The organism is Nocardia sp. BMG51109, assembly GCF_000526215.1.
In the GTDB taxonomy this organism is placed as follows: Bacteria; Actinomycetota; Actinomycetes; order Mycobacteriales; family Mycobacteriaceae; genus Nocardia.
The window spans coordinates 2,989,299-3,007,892 of the sequence record NZ_JAFQ01000004.1 but is presented as its reverse complement, the minus strand read 5'-3'; the positions used below and the strand labels follow the sequence as shown (position 1 = coordinate 3,007,892).

At 67.2% G+C, this 18,594-nt stretch carries 13 protein-coding genes; 3 read left to right on the top strand and 10 right to left on the bottom strand.

The annotated features are described in order from the left end of the window. Positions 1-101: 101 nt before the first annotated feature. Entirely contained in the window at positions 102-1,115 is a 1,014-nt protein-coding gene (locus tag D892_RS0115180; protein ID WP_036567078.1) for an aldo/keto reductase, read from the top strand. A 53-nt stretch (positions 1,116-1,168) separates the two neighbouring features. Here D892_RS0115180 and D892_RS0115175 read toward each other — a convergent pair whose 3' ends face one another. The 3 genes from D892_RS0115175 to D892_RS0115165 all read right to left on the bottom strand — a co-directional run bounded on the left by D892_RS0115175 (position 1,169) and on the right by D892_RS0115165 (position 3,800). Further along, on the bottom strand, positions 1,169-1,636 hold the full coding sequence (locus D892_RS0115175; protein ID WP_024802050.1) for a PaaI family thioesterase: 468 nt from the start codon (positions 1,634-1,636) through the stop codon (positions 1,169-1,171). Positions 1,637-1,917: 281 nt separating this feature from the next. Next, the gene (locus D892_RS0115170) at positions 1,918-2,967 is read right to left on the bottom strand and encodes a glycerophosphodiester phosphodiesterase family protein (RefSeq protein WP_024802049.1); all 1,050 of its coding nucleotides are present in this window, start codon (positions 2,965-2,967) and stop codon (positions 1,918-1,920) included. 302 nt (positions 2,968-3,269) lie between these two features. Continuing rightward, the gene (locus tag D892_RS0115165) at positions 3,270-3,800 is read right to left on the bottom strand and encodes a CGNR zinc finger domain-containing protein (protein WP_024802048.1); all 531 of its coding nucleotides are present in this window, start codon (positions 3,798-3,800) and stop codon (positions 3,270-3,272) included. A gap of 38 nt (positions 3,801-3,838) precedes the next feature. Between D892_RS0115165 and D892_RS41205 the strand changes: the two genes are divergently transcribed. Together D892_RS41205 and D892_RS0115155 are read left to right on the top strand one after the other, a co-directional pair. Next, positions 3,839-4,771 (top strand): DMT family transporter, encoded by a 933-nt coding sequence (locus D892_RS41205; RefSeq protein ID WP_036567076.1) that lies wholly within the window; start codon positions 3,839-3,841, stop codon positions 4,769-4,771. Between the two features lie 74 nt (positions 4,772-4,845). Then, on the top strand, positions 4,846-5,259 hold the full coding sequence (locus D892_RS0115155) for a hypothetical protein (RefSeq protein WP_024802047.1): 414 nt from the start codon (positions 4,846-4,848) through the stop codon (positions 5,257-5,259). Between the two features lie 261 nt (positions 5,260-5,520). On the opposite strand, the gene D892_RS0115150 is transcribed toward D892_RS0115155, so the two are convergent. From D892_RS0115150 to D892_RS0115115, 7 genes are all read right to left on the bottom strand, one after another. Continuing rightward, complete coding sequence (locus D892_RS0115150; RefSeq protein WP_024802046.1) at positions 5,521-6,123, bottom strand: Uma2 family endonuclease; 603 nt, start codon at positions 6,121-6,123, stop codon at positions 5,521-5,523. 216 nt (positions 6,124-6,339) lie between these two features. Next, positions 6,340-10,293, bottom strand: a complete 3,954-nt coding sequence (locus D892_RS0115140; protein ID WP_024802045.1) for a DNA-directed RNA polymerase subunit beta' — start codon at positions 10,291-10,293, stop codon at positions 6,340-6,342. A 157-nt stretch (positions 10,294-10,450) separates the two neighbouring features. After that, a complete protein-coding gene (locus D892_RS0115135) occupies positions 10,451-13,981 on the bottom strand; it encodes a DNA-directed RNA polymerase subunit beta (protein WP_024802044.1) in 3,531 nt (1,176 codons plus the stop codon). A gap of 468 nt (positions 13,982-14,449) precedes the next feature. Continuing rightward, positions 14,450-15,229, bottom strand: a complete 780-nt coding sequence (locus D892_RS0115130) for a hypothetical protein (RefSeq protein WP_024802043.1) — start codon at positions 15,227-15,229, stop codon at positions 14,450-14,452. A 12-nt stretch (positions 15,230-15,241) separates the two neighbouring features. Then, entirely contained in the window at positions 15,242-15,991 is a 750-nt protein-coding gene (locus tag D892_RS41200; RefSeq protein WP_024802042.1) for a hypothetical protein, read from the bottom strand. A 118-nt stretch (positions 15,992-16,109) separates the two neighbouring features. Beyond that, positions 16,110-17,351: an MCE family protein gene (locus tag D892_RS0115120; RefSeq protein WP_024802041.1), complete on the bottom strand. Its 1,242-nt coding sequence runs from the start codon at positions 17,349-17,351 to the stop codon at positions 16,110-16,112. Next, positions 17,348-18,589, bottom strand: a complete 1,242-nt coding sequence (locus tag D892_RS0115115) for an MCE family protein (protein WP_051499069.1) — start codon at positions 18,587-18,589, stop codon at positions 17,348-17,350. Before D892_RS0115115 ends, D892_RS0115120 begins: the two co-directional genes overlap by 4 nt. Positions 18,590-18,594: the final 5 nt, after the last annotated feature.

Here is an 18,594-nt window from a genome sequence, read left to right as displayed (position 1 = left end):
GTTCCCACTGTCCTCTCCGGCCGGGCCGGAAGCCAGGGATCGCCGATCCCCCGATATCGGGTCTCTCCCCGGTATCGAGGAACCCGAACACGATGAGACGCATGACAAACATCGACACGATACGGCTCGGCGCCACCGGCCCCGCCGTCGGCCGCCTGGGCCTCGGCGGGATGAGCATGTCCGGCGCATACGGCAGCGCCGACGAGAAGGAATCCCTCGCCACCCTCCACGCCGCCCTGGATTCGGGCGCCAACCTCATCGACACCGCCGACTTCTACGGCTCGGGCCACAACGAGATGCTCATCGCCCGCGCCCTCGCCGACCGGCCGCGCGAGGACTATCTCCTGAGCGTCAAGTTCGGCGCGCTGATGGGGCCGGGGACCCGGTGGGGCGGGGTCGACACCCGCCCCGAGGCCATGCGCAACTTCCTGGCGTCCTCCCTGCAACGGCTGGGCGTCGACCATATCGATATCTACCGGCCCGCCCGGCTGGATCCGGCCGTACCGATCGAGGACACCGTCGGCGCCATCGCGGAGATGGTGCAGGCCGGGTACGTGCGCCACATCGGCCTGTCCGAGGTCGGCGCGGACACCCTGCGCCGGGCCGCGGCCGTCCACCCGATCGCCGACCTGCAGATCGAGTACTCGCTGATGTCCCGGGGCATCGAGGACCGGATCCTGCCGACCGCCCGCGAACTCGGCGTCGGGATCACCGCCTACGGGGTGCTGTCGCGGGGTCTGCTCAGCGATTCGATGCGCGGACGAAACTCGTTCGCGCCCAACGATTTCCGACAGTACAGCCCGCGCTTTCAGGGCGCGAACCTCGCCACCAACCTAGGGCTGGTGGAGGCGCTGGCGAAGCTCGCCGAACGGCACGCAATCACGGTGGCCCAGTTGGCCATTGCCTGGGTGCTGTCCCGCGGGACCGACATCGTCCCGGTCATCGGCGCACGCCGGGTCGAGCGCTGGGCGGAAGCCGCTGCCGCCCTGGATGTTTCGCTGTCCGCCGACGAGCTGGCCGAGATCGAGGCCGCGGCTCCGGTGGAGCAGGTGGCCGGCGAGCGCTACGCGGCGGCCCAGATGGCGAACCTCGACAGCGAGCAGCCGGCGCCGTGACCGCCGGGTAGTGCGCGACGCCGCCGGCCGGGCACACACGGCCGGCGGCACGGTCACCGGCGCGGCCGGATCACCGCCGTGAACGACGCCGCCGCAACGGATTTCCCGGTGCTGTCGGCAATATCCACCGGCACGGCCAGCTCGATCGGGGTGCGCGCCGCGATATCGGCGCGGGTCCGCTCGATGGTCTCCGCGGACAGCTCGGCGGTGGCGCGGAACGGGCCCGCCTCCCCCTTGGCCCGGGCCAGGTATTCGATCCGGCCGTCCCGGGCGACGATGAACGTCTCCCCCATCAGATCCACGATTCCGGAGATCGAGGCGCCCATGGCCGCCGTTTCGGCCAGCCCGAACAGGATCGCGGCATGCACATCCCCGTTGTGGTTCAGATGTTCCGGCTTCGGCTCCATCGCCACCACGTTGCGCCCGCGCCGATACTCCACCCCGTCGATACCGGCGTACTGGATGAACCCGAGCTTCTTGAACCCGTCCATCACCAGCGCGCCCATTGCCGCGTCGTCCATCGTCACTCCCGTCCGATTGAAACAAGTTCTAGTTTTCATACCCGGACGACCCCCTTGCTGTCCATCGGCCGGGCCACTCACCGCCCACAACGGCAAGCCCCGCGAGCAGTCCGGCGACCCCGAATTCGAACCGAGCCGCGGCGCCGGGCTCCTGGGCCTCCAGGATGCGGCGAGGGAAGTGCGGGCACCGGCCGGTCGACCGCCTGCCGCCCATACACCCCGACGGATGCGCGCGACTCCGGCCACCGCTCGGCGACAGCTCCCGGCTCGACAGCCGGGGCTTACGGGCTGGGGTACGACGGTGGCAGCGGATATCCGCGTTCGGACAGGACGTTGCGCAACACGTCGGGGCGGTTGGTGATGAGGCCGTCCACACCGAGGTCGAGAAGCGCCGCCATGGTCGCGGAATCGTCGATGGTCCACGGGATCACGCGCATCCCGTTCCGGTGCGCCGCCCGCACCAGCTCGGCGGTGGTGAACGCCTGGTAGCCGGGTTCGGTGACCGTGCCGTCCTGCGGATCACCGTGCACCGGTGAGACGACCTCGGCGCCGAAAGATGTTGCCGCGGCGACGAATTTCTCCTGCGGCGAGCCCGGGTAGTCGTCGATATCGATGCCGCCCAGCCACGGGCTGGGACCGGGTTCACCCACCCGCAGGCTCTTCTGCCCGTCGGTGAGCGCGACCAGGGGCAGTTCTGGCGCCACCTCCCGCATCCGCATCAGCGAGCCCCAGTCGAAACTCTGGATGGTGACCTGGGGTCCGATACCGGCGCGATGGATCTCGTCCGCGACGACCCGCACGAACCGCTCACGCGGCGCGGTCTGCTCCGGCGCGGCGGCCTCCACCTTGGTCTCGATGTTCAGCCGCACCCCGTCGGCCCGGTATCGCCGCACCAGATCGAAGACCTCGGAGAGCACGGGCATGCGCGCGCCCGGCGCGGTCCGCTGCTCCGGGTGGTCCGGCTGCTGCTTCGAGCCGCAGTCGATCGTGCGCACCTGCGCCAGCGTCAGGTCCCGGATGTAGGTGGCGGGGGGAACGTACGGGAACATCGGGTCCCCGGGAAAGGCCGGTGCGGTATCCACACACTTCGCCGGGTTCGGATCGCGATCGTGCGTCACCACCGCGAATCCGTCCGCGGTGATCTGCACATCCAGCTCCAGCGTGCTCACCCCGAGCTCGAGCGCGTTCGCGAAGGCCGGCAGCGTGTTCTCCACCACCAACCCCAGCCCGCCGCGGTGCGCCTGCAGATCGAACGACCGAGGTCCGTCCGCCGACGCGAACCCGGGTACGGCCGCGAACGCCAACGCCGCCGCGGCAGATCGAATCCACATCCGTCGCACGTTCCCCATCCTGCTGGGCACCACCCCACACCCGGTGAAGTACACCTGAACACCCCGCGAACTCCGCGCCGCGCCGGACTCGGACCGCCGTGTCGGCAGTGCACCCACGACCGGGCGCGCGACCCGGAACGTTCTCCGGACACCGGTGGACGGATCACGGCCGACGACCATCGGCGGCCGATCGCTACGCAGACCCGCCCGGCACCCGGGATCCGTTCGCGTACAACAGGAACCGGCCACGAATACCACACAGGACGGCGCTCACGGCCCGACGTGCGGACCGGCCCCGCCTCTCACTTCCGGCGAGCGCGGTAGGCGGCGACGGCGTTCCGGTTACCGCAGGTAGTACTGCAATACCGACGGGAACGATTGCGGGAGATATCGAAAACTATTCCTGCGCAGGATGAATCGGCGCATATCGACAGCCTGCTCAACTCGTCGGCACGAATCAGGTCGATCATGGCCATGGCGGTCTCGACCGCGATACGGACCGGCAGCGGCGCCCCGGACGACACGGCGTGCACGTGATAGTCGACGTCTCCGTGCCGCACCAGCTGCGGCAGCGCACGGTGTTCGGCGAGGGTCTCGTTCACCAACCGCACCGCGGTATCGCGATCACTGGTCAGCAGGCGACGCAGCGGTGCCCGCAGGGCACGGACGGCCCCGAGCTCCGCGGCGTCACCGGCATGCACCCCGGTATAGGCGTGGTCGGCGAAAAACTCATCGAGCTGGGCTGTCTCGGTCATCGTGTCCGGTTCCACCGCCGAGTTCACCAGCGCCACCGCCGCGGCCATCGACGCCACGGTGTCATGAGCAAAAGTCATGTTGACAGATTACCAACCGCCCCATAGCGTCATTAGCCATGACGACGTTGACTCATGACAGACCGGTCGGCGCCCGGACCGGACTCGGGTTGGTCCTCGCGGCCGCGTCGGCCTCGTCGTTCGGATTGTCGGGCCCGCTGGCGCGCGGACTGATGGACGCCGGCTGGAGCGCCGCGACGGTCGTGGCGGTGCGCGTCCTGCTGGCCGCGGCGGTAGTCGCTCCCGTGGCCGCGGTCCAGCTTCGTGGACGATGGAACCTACTGCGGCGCAACATATCCCTGATCTGCTGGTACGGCCTGCTCGCGGTGGCCGGCACTCAGCTGGGCTACTTCAACGCCGTCGCCCACATGCAGGTCGGGGTGGCGCTGCTGATCGAGTACACCGCGCCGATCGCGGTCGTGGGCTGGCTGTGGTTCCGGCACCGCCAGCGCCCGGGAGCGCTGACGGTGGTCGGCGCGGCGCTCGGGATCGCGGGGCTGTTCCTGGTCCTCGACCTGCGATCGGGCCTGTCCGCCAGCTGGGTGGGCATCGCCTGGGCGCTGGGGGCGATGGTCGGCGCGGCGGGTTACTTCGTGCTGTCGGCGCACGGCGACGGCTCGCTTCCCGGCACGGTTCTCGCCACCGGCGGCCTGCTGATCGGCGGACTCGGACTGCTCGCGGCGGGCGCCGCCGGCATCCTTCCGATGTCCGCGACCACCGATACCGTTGCCTTCCAAGGATTTACGACGCAGTGGTGGGTGCCCCTGCTGGTCCTCGGCCTGGTGACCGCGGCCATCGCCTACGTCACGGGCATCGCGGCGACCCGCCTGCTGGGGTCCCGGCTGGCATCCTTCATCGCCCTCGCCGAGGTCCTCGCCGCCCTGATCTTCTCCTGGTTGCTGCTGGGCGAAACCCCGCGGCCCATCCAGTTCCTCGGCGGCGCGCTGATTCTCGCCGGGGTCGTGACCGTGCGCCGCGGTGAGCCCGGATAGGGCGCCGATCTTGTCGGTCGTGCCCGCTACCGTAAGGGCGCCTCATTCACGGAGGCTATGACAAGGGGGATCAGATGAAGGACCTGCCACTCTCGGAAGCCACGGCACAGCGGATTCAACTGGCCCTGATCGGCCGGGCAAGCTTCAATTCCTTCGACGGCCCACGGGTGGTCGCCGGTCTCGAGAAACATCAAGAACTCTGGCTGGCCACCTGCATGGACCGCATCGGCCTGCACTGGCGTGACGAGCCGGAATGCCTTCCCAGCGGATCATTGATCAAACTCCGCGACCTGCACCACAACCACTGGAACGTCGACACCCTCTTCATCCTGACCGAAAACCCGTACAACGCAAGAAAACTGGCCCGCATAGCCGTCGACGACCACTGGCACGCCGACGACATCACCGTCCACACCACCGACGAAACCCGCGACGCCCTCGGCATGGGCCTCTGCAACTACGGCCTACTCAGCCTGTGGTGGGACTGACCAGCCGCGACCAGTAAGCTCGCTCGAGATCCACGACGACGGTCTTGTACCAGGGGCTCGACCGGCACCTGACACAAGACCGTCTCGTGCCACTGACGACGAGAGCGGAGACGGTTGTCGGCCCGAGTGACCGGCCGGACTATTTCGACGAGTACCCCAGCGCCAGACCTCGGTGGATCGGATAACTCATGTCGCGCCACGTATTCGAGGCGTGTCGCGACCGGTGGCTACGGCCGCGACGAATCACCAAGTGACGACGAATCACCAAGTGACTTCGGGTAGTTCGATATCGATCGGGAACGGACGGTCGATTCGGAGCTGCTTGCGGAAGACGCCGCTCGGTGTGTAGCAGCCGCCTTCCGGCAGCAATTCGAAGGTGTAGACAGCCATCTCGTCGTTCTCGTTCTCGACCCGCCAGAAGTACTTGATACCGGCCTCGGCATACTGCACGGGCCGTAACTTGCGGTCTTTCGTCTTGGTGCGAGACGACACCACTTCGATGGCCAGGTGCACATCCTCGGGCTCGAACAGCAGACTGTCCGATCGAACGGCCTCGCGCGACACTGCCAGCACGTCGGGCTCCGGCACGCTGCCCCCCAGATTGATACCCTTCTCGGTCGCAACCACAAGAGGACGGGGAGCGACCGCGCGTAGGGCGAACTTGAGTATGTCGACGACCTCATCGTGCCAGTGTGTGGCGGGCGCCATCATCACGACGTCACCATCCAGCAGTTCGAAGCGCCCATCGACAACTTCTATCAGACGGGGGAGGTCCGCAGCGGTGAATCCGTCGGGCGGCGGCGTCGGCAACAGCACCATCCGGCCACGGATAGGCTCGTCGAAGTCGTGCTGTGCGACGGTCATATCGAGCAGACTACCCGTCTGACCGAATCAGTTTCGGATCAGTTTCCGATCGGATTCGGATTCGAGGTGATCGGTTTCGGATCCGACCGGTTCACAGCCAGCGGCCCGATCGGATCGAGTCCGTGCCCGACGCGGACCGACGACAGCACCCCGAACAGCGTTCGACCCCCGCTCCGGGAAGGGAGCGGGGGTCGAATGCTGTTGGTGTCTACCGGATTATCGGTAGTCGCTGAATCCGTAGTCGTCCAGCGGGACGGCCGCACCCGTGGTCTGGCCGAAGCCGTCCGGGGTGTAGTAGGTGTCGTCGTAGGACGGCACCGCGTAGGCGGCCGCGCGGGCCTCCTCGGTCGGCTGCACCTGGATGTTGCGGTAGCGGTTGATGCCGGTACCGGCCGGGATCAGCTTGCCGATGATCACGTTCTCCTTCAGGCCGATCAGCCGGTCGGAGCGGCAGTTGATCGCCGCGTCCGTCAGCACTCGGGTGGTCTCCTGGAAGGAGGCCGCCGACAGCCACGAATCGGTGGCCAGCGACGCCTTGGTGATACCCATCAGCACCGGACGACCCGAGGCCGGCTCGCCGCCCTCGGCCACGACGCGGCGGTTCGAGGCCTCGAAGTCCGACCGCTCGACCAGCGAACCGGGCAGGAACTCCGTCGCACCCGAGTCGATGATCGTGACGCGACGCAGCATCTGCCGGACGATGACCTCGATGTGCTTGTCGTGGATGGACACACCCTGCGACCGGTACACCTCCTGGACCTCCTGGACCAGGTGGACCTGCACCTGACGCGGGCCCATCACGCGCAGCACCTCGTGCGGATCCGCCGAACCCTCCAGCAGCTGCTGACCGACCTCGACGTGGTCGTTGTCGGCGAGCAGGCGCTCGGAGCCGTCGTCGTGCTTGAACACCCGCAGCCGCTGACGCTTCGACAGCTTGTCGTAGAGCACCTCCTCCGAACCGTCGTCCGGAATGATGGTGATCTTGTAGAAGCGGTCGTCGTCCTCCAGCCGCACCCGGCCGGAGACCTCCGCGATCGGCGCCTTGCCCTTCGGCACGCGGGCCTCGAACAGCTCCTGCACACGAGGCAGACCACCGGTGATGTCGTCACCGGCGACACCACCCTGGTGGAACGTGCGCATGGTCAGCTGGGTACCCGGCTCACCGATGGACTGGGCGGCGACGATACCCACGGCCTCGCCGACGTCCACGAGCTTTCCGGTCGCCATCGAGCGGCCGTAGCACATCGCGCATACGCCGGTGCCCGACATGCAGGTCAGCACCGAACGCACCTTGACCTCGGTGACGCCGGCCTCGAGCAGCGCGTCGATCGCCGGATCGCCGATGTCGTGGCCCTTCTCGACCACCACGTTGCCCTTGGCATCGACGATGTCGATGGCCGCGGTGCGGGCGTAGGTACTGGTCTCCACGTGCGGGTCGCGGATCAGCGAGCCGTCGGGGCCCTTCTCCGCGATTCGCACGTTGATGCCGCGCTCGGTACCGCAGTCCTCCTCGCGGACGATGACGTCCTGCGACACGTCCACCAGACGACGGGTCAGGTAACCCGAGTCGGCGGTGCGAAGCGCGGTGTCGGCCAGGCCCTTTCGCGCACCGTGGGTGTTGATGAAGTACTCCAGCACCGTCAGGCCCTCGCGGAAGGAGGACTTGATCGGCCGCGGGATGAACTCACCCTTCGGGTTGGTCACCAGACCCTTCATGCCCGCGAGGGTACGAGTCTGGGTGAAGTTACCCGTGGCGCCCGAATCGACGATCGTGATGATCGGGTTGTCGGGCGGGTAGTGCGTGCGCAGGGCCTTACCGACCTCTTCGGTGGCCTCCTGCCAGATCTTCACCAGGGCGTTGTTGCGCTCCTGGTGATCGAGCGCACCGCGCTGGTACTTCTTCTCGATCTGGTCGGACTGCTGCTCGTAGCGCTCCATGATGTCGGCCTTCTCCGGCGGAACGAGCACGTCCGACATGGAGACGGTGACACCCGAACGCGTGGCCCAGTAGAAGCCCGCGTCCTTGAGCTTGTCGACGGTCTGCGCAACCACGATCATCGGGTAGCGCTCGGCGAGATCGTTGATGATCGCCGCCTGCCGCTTCTTCGGCATGATCTCGTCGATGAACGCGTAGTCCGCCGGCAGCAGATCGTTGAAGATCACCCGGCCCAGCGTGGTCATGGTGTTCCACGCGTCGCCCGGGCGCCAGCCGTCGGGGAACAGCTCGGCCTCGACGTTCTTCGGCGGACGCTGATCGGTCAGCCGGACCTTGATCAGCGACTGCACGGTCAGCTCGCCGCGGTCGACCGCCATCTGGGCCTCGGCCGGCGAGGAGTACACGCCGAACTCCGGCTCGTCCTTGGTGGCCGCCCGGTACTCGCCCGCGGCGCCCTCCACCCGACGGGTCAGGTAGTACAGGCCGGTCACCATGTCCAGGCGGGGCATGGCCAGCGGCCGGCCGGACGCCGGGGACAGGATGTTGTTCGACGACAGCATCAGGATGCGGGCCTCGGCCTGCGCCTCCGCGGACAGCGGCAGGTGCACGGCCATCTGGTCACCGTCGAAGTCGGCGTTGAACGCCTCACACACCAGCGGGTGCAGCTGAATGGCCTTGCCCTCCACCAACAGCGGCTCGAAGGCCTGGATACCCAGGCGGTGCAGGGTGGGCGCGCGGTTGAGCAGCACCGGATGCTCGGCGATGACCTCTTCGAGGACATCCCACACCTGGGACCGCTGCCGCTCCACCATCCGCTTGGCGGACTTGATGTTCTGCGCGTGGTTCAGGTCGACCAGGCGCTTCATCACGAACGGCTTGAACAGCTCCAGCGCCATCAGCTTCGGCAGACCGCACTGATGCAGCTTCAGCTGGGGACCGACCACGATGACCGAACGGCCGGAGTAGTCGACGCGCTTACCCAGCAGGTTCTGACGGAAGCGGCCCTGCTTGCCCTTCAGCAGATCCGACAGCGACTTCAGCGGGCGGTTACCCGGTCCGGTAACGGGCCTGCCGCGGCGGCCGTTGTCGAACAGGGCGTCCACCGACTCCTGCAGCATCCGCTTCTCGTTGTTGACGATGATCTCGGGCGCACCCAGATCGATCAGCCGCTTGAGGCGGTTGTTGCGGTTGATGACGCGGCGGTACAGGTCGTTCAGGTCGGAGGTGGCGAAGCGGCCACCGTCCAGCTGCACCATCGGGCGCAGCTCCGGCGGGATCACCGGGACGGCGTCGAGCACCATGCCCATCGGCGAGTTGCCGTTGGTCTGGAACGCGGCGACCACCTTCAGGCGCTTCAGGGCGCGAAGCTTCTTCTGCCCCTTGCCCGTCCGGATGGTCTCGCGCAGGTTCTCGGCCTCGGCCTCGATGTCGAAGTTCTCCATCAGCTTCTGGATGGCCTCGGCCCCCATCGCGCCGGTGAAGTACTCGCCGTAACGGTCCTGCAGCTCGCGGTAGAGCACCTCGTCCACGATCAGCTGCTTCGGGGACAGCTTGGTGAAGGTGCTCCAGATCTCGTCCAGCCGGTCCAGCTCGCGCTGGGCACGATCGCGCAGCTGGCGCATCTCGCGCTCGCCGCCGTCCTTGACCTTGCGCCGGACGTCCGACTTCGCGCCCTCGGCCTCCAGCTCGGCGACGTCGGCCTCGAGCTTCTGGGCGCGCGCCTCGAGATCCGCGTCGCGCTGGTCGGTGACGGCCTTCTTCTCGACGTCCATCTCCGCCTCGAGCGTGGACAGCTCGTTGTGGCGCAGGTCGTCGTCGACGGTGGTGATGACGTAGGCGGCGAAGTAGATGATCTTCTCGAGATCCTTCGGCGCCAGGTCCAGCAGGTAGCCCAGGCGCGAGGGCACGCCCTTGAAGTACCAGATGTGGGTGACCGGAGCGGCCAGCTCGATATGGCCCATCCGCTCGCGGCGCACCTTGGCGCGCGTCACCTCGACACCACAGCGCTCGCAGATGATGCCCTTGAAGCGCACACGCTTGTACTTGCCGCAGTAGCACTCCCAGTCCCGGGTGGGACCGAAGATCTTCTCGCAGAACAAGCCGTCCTTCTCCGGCTTGAGCGTGCGGTAGTTGATGGTCTCCGGCTTCTTGACCTCGCCATAGGACCACTGGCGGATATCTTCGGCGGTGGCCAAGCCGATCCGGAGTTCATCGAAGAAGTTGACGTCTAGCACGTAACTTCCTTTCCCCTGGTGGGATTGATTTCGAGCAAGTTCTCAATCGTCGTAATCAAGTGCCCGGCCCCGACTCCGTCATTCCGGCGTGCTTTCGGCCGGAATCTCGCGAGGTCCCGGCCGAAAGCGTGCCGGGACGACGGAGTCGGGCGGACCATCACTGCGCCAGGTCGTCGACCGTTGCAGCCTCGTTGCGGGACAGGTTGATTCCCAGGTTCGCCGCGGCGCGCTCCAGGTCCTCGTCCTCGCCTTCGCGCAGCTCGATCGCCGCGCCGTCGGACGACAGCACCTCGACGTTGAGGCACAGCGACTGGAGTTCCTTGAGCAGCACCTTGAACGATTCGGGGATGCCCGGTTCGGGGATGTTCTCGCCCTTGACGATGGCCTCGTACACCTTGACGCGGCCGACCACGTCGTCGGATTTGATGGTGAGCAGTTCCTGCAGGGTGTAGGCGGCGCCGTAGGCCTGCATGGCCCAGCACTCCATCTCGCCGAATCGCTGGCCACCGAACTGTGCCTTACCGCCGAGCGGCTGCTGGGTGATCATCGAGTACGGGCCGGTCGAGCGGGCGTGGATCTTGTCGTCGACCAGATGGTGCAGCTTGAGGATGTACATGTAGCCGACCGCCACCGGGTAGGGGAACGGCTCACCCGAACGACCGTCGAACAGCGTCGCCTTACCGTCGGAGTGCACCATCGTCTCCCCGTCGCGGTTGGGCAGGGTGGAGCCGAGCAGACCGGTCAGCTCGTCCTCCTGCGCACCGTCGAACACCGGGGTGGCGATATTGGTGTCGGCCTCCTGGCCCCACATGTCCTCGGGCAGGTTCTGCGCCCAGTCGGGCATGCTCTCCAAGCCCTGATCGTTACCGTCGATCTTCCAGCCGCTCTTGGCGATCCAGCCCAGATGCGTCTCCAGGATCTGACCGATATTCATACGACGCGGCACACCATGGGTATTCAAGATGATATCGATCGGCGTGCCATCCGGCATGAACGGCATATCCTCCGTCGGCAGGATCTTCCCGATCACACCCTTGTTCCCGTGCCGGCCCGCGAGCTTGTCACCATCCTGAATCTTCCGCTTCTGCGCCACATACACCCGCACCAGCTCGTTCACACCCGGCGGCAGATCATCATCGTCATCACGGGAGAACACCCGGATCCCGATCACCTTGCCCGACTCACCGTGCGGCACCTTCAACGACGTATCCCGCACCTCGCGGGCCTTCTCCCCGAAGATCGCCCGCAACAACCGCTCCTCCGGCGTCAGCTCGGTCTCCCCCTTCGGAGTCACCTTCCCGACCAGGATGTCACCATCACGCACCTCGGCACCGATCCGCACGATGCCCCGCTCATCCAGATCCGCCAGAACCTCATCCGACACATTCGGGATATCACGGGTGATCTCCTCGGCACCCAGCTTCGTATCCCGCGCATCGATCTCGTGCTCCTCGATATGAATCGAGGTCAGCACATCCTCCTCCACCAGACGCTGCGACAGGATGATCGCGTCCTCGTAGTTGTGCCCCTCCCACGGCATCACCGCCACCAGAAGATTCTTCCCCAGAGCCATCTCACCGTTATCGGTACACGGCCCATCCGCCAGCACCTGACCGTGCTCGACCCGCTGCCCCTCGTCCACGATCGGCCGCTGATTCGCACACGTCCCCTGATTCGACCGCGCGAACTTCCGCATCCGATAACTACGCCGGGTGCCGTCATCGTGCATCACCGTGATGTAGTCGGCCGAAACCTCCTCCACCACACCGGGCTTCTCGTTCACGACCACGTCGCCGGCGTCCACCGCGGCCCGCAGCTCCATACCGGTACCGACCAGCGGCGACTCGGAACGGATCAGCGGCACCGCCTGACGCTGCATGTTCGCGCCCATCAGGGCGCGGTTGGCGTCGTCGTGCTCGAGGAACGGAATCATCGCCGTCGCCACCGACACCATCTGCCGCGGCGACACATCCATGTAATCGACCTCGGCCGGGCCGACGAATTCCATCTCCTCGTTGCCGCGGCGAGCCAGCACCCGGTCGTCGACGAAGTGACCGTCGGCCCCGACCGGCGAGTTCGCCTGGGCCCGGACGTGCCGATCCTCCTCGTCGGCGGTCAGGTAGACCACCTCGTCGGTGACGCGGCCGTTCTCGACCTTGCGGTACGGCGTCTCGATGAAGCCGAACGGATTGACCCGCGCGTACACCGACAGCGAGCCGATCAGGCCGATGTTCGGGCCTTCCGGGGTCTCGATCGGGCACATCCGGCCGTAGTGCGACGGGTGCACGTCGCGCACCTCGAGGCCGGCACGCTCACGGGACAGACCGCCCGGGCCCAGCGCCGACAGGCGGCGCTTGTGGGTCAGACCCGACAGCGGGTTGTTCTGGTCCATGAACTGCGACAGCTGCGAGGTTCCGAAGAACTCCTTGATCGCGGCCACGACGGGGCGGATGTTGATCAACGTCTGCGGCGTGATCGCCTCCACGTCCTGGGTCGTCATGCGCTCGCGCACAACGCGTTCCATCCGCGAGAGGCCGACCCGGATCTGGTTCTGGATCAGCTCGCCGACGGTGCGCAGGCGGCGGTTACCGAAGTGGTCGATGTCGTCCACCTCGACCGGGACCTCGACGCCGGCGGGCGCGGTCATGGTGTGGTCGCCCTGGTGCAGGCGGACCAGGTACTCGATGGTGGCGACGATGTCGTCACGGGTCAGCACCGAACCGGTGACCGGCTCGCCCGCGTTCAGGCCGAGCTTCTTGTTCACCTTGTAGCGGCCCACGCGCGCCAGGTCGTAGCGCTTCTCCTTGAAGAACAGGTTCTCCAGCAGGGTCTGCGCCGACTCCTTCGTCGGCGGCTCACCCGGGCGCAGCTTGCGGTAGATATCGAGCAGCGCCTCGTCCTGGCCGGCCGTGTTGTCCTTCTCCAGGGTCGACATCATGATCTCGGAGAAGCCGAACCGCTCGCCGATCTCCTCGGTGGTCATGCCGAGCGCCTTGAGCAGCACGGTGACCGGCTGGCGGCGCTTGCGGTCGATGCGCACACCCACCGTGTCGCGCTTGTCGACATCGAACTCCAGCCACGCACCACGGCTCGGAATCACCCGGACACTGTGCAGCAGCTTCTCGGTGCCCTTATCGATCGACTCGTCGAAATACACACCCGGCGAACGCACCAGCTGCGACACCACCACACGCTCGGTGCCGTTGATGATGAACGTCCCCTTATCGGTCATCATCGGGAAATCACCCATGAAGACCGTCTGCGACTTGATCTCACCGGTGTTGTTGTTGATGAACTCCGCGGTGACGAACAACGGCGCCGCGTAGGTCATGTCCTTGTCCTTGCACTCCTCGATCGAGGCCTTGACCTCTTCGAAGCGCGGATCGGAGAAGGACAGGGACATGGAGCCCGAGAAATCCTCGATCGGCGAGAGCTCCTCGAGCACCTCCTCGAGCCCGCCGACCGGGGTGGCCTCGCCGCGAGCGCTCGCGCGCGCACGCCAGTCCGGTGAGCCGACCAGCCAGGCGAATGACTCCGTTTGTAGGTTGAGAAGGCCAGGAACCTCCAAGGGCTCACGGATCTTCGCGAAAGACACCCGCTTCGGGGCTCCGGGGACCGTGTAGTTGTCACGGCCCGCCGTGGTGGCCTTGGTCTGGGTGGAGACTGCCAAGATGCGTCCTTCCAGCACCTCACGCGGGTCGCGTGGTGCCCGTACGTACAGAGCACCGCAACGACCGTCGCTTGTCTTTGCTACGAATTCCGCTGGTCACACCCCGCACGAAACTCGAACAGCAAAAAACGGAAGTAACACCTCGACGGTGGAACTTTCGTAGTGCGATCAAGGTATGGACAGGAGGCAGCCAGCGCAACGACCAAACTTACACCCCTCCAGAGAGGGTGTCAAAGTACCATCCGAATCACGTTTCGGACGGCTGGCGCGCCGAACCCGTTCCGCGCTGGCTGCGTTCGGGCCTCGACGGCGATTCCACCCGGGCCCGAGAGCCCTGTGACAGCTGCCGCTGTTGTGAATAGCGTGACTGGTCGGACGAAACTCGTCAAGTGTAAGGGGGTGCAAATCCCCTGCTGGCCCGAGTGCGAGATCGCCTGCGGCCCTGGTGAATCACCTATTGAGCTGTGACAATTGCCAGTTGTTCGCTCAACGGTCGGCGATTTCGCTCGCCAGCCAGTGGCCGTCGACCTTCTGCATGTGAAGCACGATCGGGCCGGACGCGCTCTCCTGAGGAACGTTGTCCTTGGTCGCGCTGACGGTCAGATTCACCAACAACTCGGCCCGATCATCGGTGAGCAAAGTCACACCGATCGGGTCGGGATTCGCCTGCGCGGTCGACTGCGCCTGCTGAACGGCCGAGATCGTGGTGTCGGCGAACTTGTCGAAATCCGTGAGCATCTTGCCGGTGACCACCTTGTGCACGGCGTCCTTGTACCCGCCGATGTTCTCGGCATCGGTGGAGTAGATCGTCTTCAGCGCGTTGTCGGCGGCGGCGGTCACCTCCTGCGTGGCCGCGGTGTCCACATAGGCCTGGTTGCCGTCGGCCACGCCCGGCCGGAAGCACGCCACCGCGGCGAACGCGCTGAGCAGCACGGCCGCCACCAGCATGCCGGACACCAGACCCCAGGACGTCCGGAGCGAGCGCAGCTTTCCCGGCCCGCCGGTGCGCGCCCGGGCCGTCGCGCCCTTCCGGCCGGGGCCGCTCGCGGGCCGACGACCGAACCGGCGCGACGGAGCTTCGTCCGCGGGCTCCTTCTCGGCGGCGGGCCGCGCGGAGCGCGCCTCCCCGGCGCGGGACCGCGACGCCGGGCGCTGGGCGGTACGGCGGCGAACGGTGCGTTCGGCGGCGTCGGAGGTGGAGTCCGGGGTGGAGTCGGAGGGCCGCAGGCGCGACGAGACCTTGTTGACGGGTCGGCGGGATGACATGTCCTGTACCTCCTACGATCCCGGCTGATCCTGCGGCGCCCCACCGGGCGTCGGCGCGGGGGTGTCCGGGGTGGAGTTGTCCGGGCTGCCCGGGGCGGCACCACCCGGAGCGGGCGCGCCGGGTGCGCCGCCCGCGGGCCCGGAGGAGTTCAACGGCACCAGCTGCCCCAGCGAATTGGCCTGCTCGGCCTTCCAGGTGTCGCCCGCCTTGGTCATGTCCAGCGTCCAGGTCGCCCGGAACGACTGCGGCGGCACGTTCGGCGCGGTCTGGGTCAGCTGCAGCACCACGAGGGCCGACGCCTTGTCGCGCTCGCTGTTCAGCGAGCTCAGCGACGCTCCGAGCACCTTGGCGTCGATCTTGGTCTTATTACTCTCCGCGGCCTGCTTGATGCGGTCGCGATTCTCGTTCAGCTGGTCGAGCATCGGCCCGGTCATCGACGACCTCATCAGGTCGATCGAGCCATCGATGTTGTCCGGGTTCATCGAGGACAGGTTGAGCGCGGCCTGCCGGGCGGAATCCACCGCGGCATCGCGGGCGTCGGCGCGCGGCCCCTCGGTGAACCACGCCGCGCGCACCCAGCCGACGCCGAACCAGGCCGCCGCCACCAGCGCGACGATCAACCACACCGCCGCCACCGCGGTGATCACGGTGCGCAGTGTCGACGACGCGGTGCCGGCGGCGGCCTCGGCCGTGGCCGGCGCCTCCGCCGCGGCGGGCTCCGACGCAGCGTGCGACGGCTGGTCGATCAGATCAGAACTCACGCCGACACCCTAACGCCGCCGAATGTACGGTCCGTCGCCCCGGGTCCGAGCCCGGGGACCGGCGACGGCGCGGTCCGGCCGCACGCCGCGCGCACGACCGCCGTCACCGCCTCCGCCGTCACCGTTTCGGGGTCACTCCGATGAGAGCCGCCATCTGACCGGCGACGGGATTCAGGTCCAGCTTCTCGGGATCGGACTTCGGCGTCGAATCCCACGGCTGCGGTACGCTCGGATCGGCCGTGTCGGCCCGCGCACCACCCCGCACGGTGCTCGGATTCCCCTGCGGCGCGGTGCATTTCGCATCGGTATTGAACGGGAAGTCGTCGCGGGTGTCGTCGAAGTTCGGATTCTCGGCCTTCATCTGATCGATGATCCGCTCGGTGCCCTCGTACCCGACCGTGCAGGCCGGCGGGTTGTTGGTCTCGAGCACCAGGCCGAAGTGCGTGGTGCCGTCGCCGGGTGCGGTCGCCGAACCACCGATCGACAGCAGCGGCAGCATCGATACCACCGGCTTCAGCGCATAGAACTTCGGTGAGATGGACAACAGCACCGACCGCAGATTGGTCAGGTCTCTGGTCAGCGGGTCCGCGCTCTGAGTCAGCAGATCCCCGATCGCGTTCCCGGCGTCGGTGCCCGTGCCGATCAGCCGGCGAATGTCCGGGTCGTTGGCGCGCAGCTGCACGGCCAGCTTGTCCAGGCCGTCGCTGAAGCTGCGGATCGACGGCGACTGCTCGGCCTGGGTGCCGAGCACGACCTGCGCGTCGCGGATCAGATCGATCGTCTGCGGCAGCGACTCGACACCGGTCTGGCTGAACTTGTTCAGCGAGTCGACCAGAATGCGCAGGTTGTCGCCCTGACCGTCGAGGGCCCTACCCAGCTCGATGACGGTGGTGGACAGCGCCTGCAGGTCCGTGGTGCCGGCGAAGTGGTCGACGCTGCCGAGCAGATCCTCCACCCGGATCGGCACCTCGGCGCCGTCGATCACCGAGCCGTCCTTCAGGTACGGGCCGCCGGACGTGGTCGGCACCAGATCGACGTACTGCTCGCCGATCGCGGAACGGTTGGCCACCACGGCCTTCGCGTTCTGCGGCACCTTCGGCTTGCCCGAGTCCAGCTCCAGGTGGACCAGCACGCCGTCGGGCGTGATGTCCTGGGCGCCGACCCGTCCGACCGGCACGCCGCGATAGGTGACCTCGGCTCCCTTGGTGAGGTTGCCGGTCTCCGCCATCTTCACCCGCACCTGATACTGGCCGAAGCCCAGCATGTGGTCGAGCTTGATGTACTTGCCGCCGACGAACACCACGCCGAGCACCGCAATCAGCCCGAACGCGATCAGCTGGTAGCGCACCAATTTACTCACCGCGGCTTCACTCCCAACTGCTCCAGGATCGAGCCGATCGGGTCGCCCGGCCGGCCGGTCGCCGGCGCGACCACCGTCGGTGGCAGCGGCAGCAGCGACACCGTGGGCCAGCCCGGGCGCGGCCCGTTCCCGTTGTAGTACGGGTTGCTCGGATCCACCGGCACCGGCGGACCGTACGGCGGCGGGACGTACACCGGATCCTGCTTACCCACACCGAGATTCGACAGCGTGGTGCCGACCTGCAGGTCCACCGACAGCCAGGTGTTGACCGAACCGCCGAACGCGGAGTGGATCGACTCGTCCGGGAACGGGTAGGTCGGGAACAGCGGCGCCGCGCTCACCAGGTCCGGCGCCGAACGCCCCAGCTCCTGCAGCGTCGGCCGCAGCGCCTGCAGATCGCGGATCAGGTTTTCCTTCGACTTGTCGAGCACGTCGAAGCCCGCCTGGCCGACCCGATCCAGCTGCTGCAGCAGCCCGACCAGCTGCGGGCGCTGCTCGTCGAGGATCTTGATACCCGCCGGCAGCTCGTCGAGGATCTTGCCGATCTGCTCGGTCTGCTGGCCCACCCGGGTGGACAGGGTACCGAGCCCGTCCAGTGCGTGCTGGATGTCGCCGACCTGCTGATTCAGCCCGTCGATCAGGGTGTTGGCCTGATCGAGCAGCGAGCGCACCCGGTCCTCGCGGCCACCCAGCGTCTTGTTCAGCTCCACCACGATCGGCTGCAACTGGGCCACACCACCGCCGTTGAGCAGCAGCGACAACGCGCCGAGTACCTGCTCCACCTCGGTCGCGTGCCGGGTCCTGTCGACCGGAATGATCCCGCCGTCGGCCAGCCGGTCGCCGGACGGATCCTGCGGGGGCGCGGACAGTTCGATGAACTTCTCGCCCAGCAGATTCGACTGCTTCACCTCGGCGCGGGCATTGGCGGGCAGCTGGACCGACGAGTTGATCACGGTGCGCACGCTCGCGGTCCAGCCGTCGGGCGCCACATCGATCGTGTCGACGCGGCCGACCGCGACCCCGTCCACCTTCACCGCCGACTGCGGCACCAGATCGAGCACATCGTCGAAGCGGACGTCGACGTGCATCGGATTCCGACCGAGGTCGGCCCCGCCGGGCAGCGGAACGCCGTAGATCCCGTCGGAGGCGCAGGAGGTGACCAGCACGGCGGAGATACCCAGCACGGCGGCCGCGGTGAAACTCCGTGTGGCCCTGCGGATCACGGACGCGGTCCCCATGAATA

Bases quoted from the DNA above. Each gene is read 5' to 3' on its own strand.
- D892_RS0115180 (WP_036567078.1), top strand. From the start codon at position 102: ATGACAAACATCGACACGATACGGCTCGGCGCCACCGGCCCCGCCGTC.
- D892_RS0115175 (WP_024802050.1), bottom strand. From the start codon at position 1,636: ATGGACGACGCGGCAATGGGCGCGCTGGTGATGGACGGGTTCAAGAAG.
- D892_RS0115170 (WP_024802049.1), bottom strand. From the start codon at position 2,967: ATGTGGATTCGATCTGCCGCGGCGGCGTTGGCGTTCGCGGCCGTACCC.
- D892_RS0115165 (WP_024802048.1), bottom strand. From the start codon at position 3,800: ATGACTTTTGCTCATGACACCGTGGCGTCGATGGCCGCGGCGGTGGCG.
- D892_RS41205 (WP_036567076.1), top strand. From the start codon at position 3,839: ATGACGACGTTGACTCATGACAGACCGGTCGGCGCCCGGACCGGACTC.
- D892_RS0115155 (WP_024802047.1), top strand. From the start codon at position 4,846: ATGAAGGACCTGCCACTCTCGGAAGCCACGGCACAGCGGATTCAACTG.
- D892_RS0115150 (WP_024802046.1), bottom strand. From the start codon at position 6,123: ATGACCGTCGCACAGCACGACTTCGACGAGCCTATCCGTGGCCGGATG.
- D892_RS0115130 (WP_024802043.1), bottom strand. From the start codon at position 15,229: ATGTCATCCCGCCGACCCGTCAACAAGGTCTCGTCGCGCCTGCGGCCC.
- D892_RS0115115 (WP_051499069.1), bottom strand. From the start codon at position 18,589: ATGGGGACCGCGTCCGTGATCCGCAGGGCCACACGGAGTTTCACCGCG.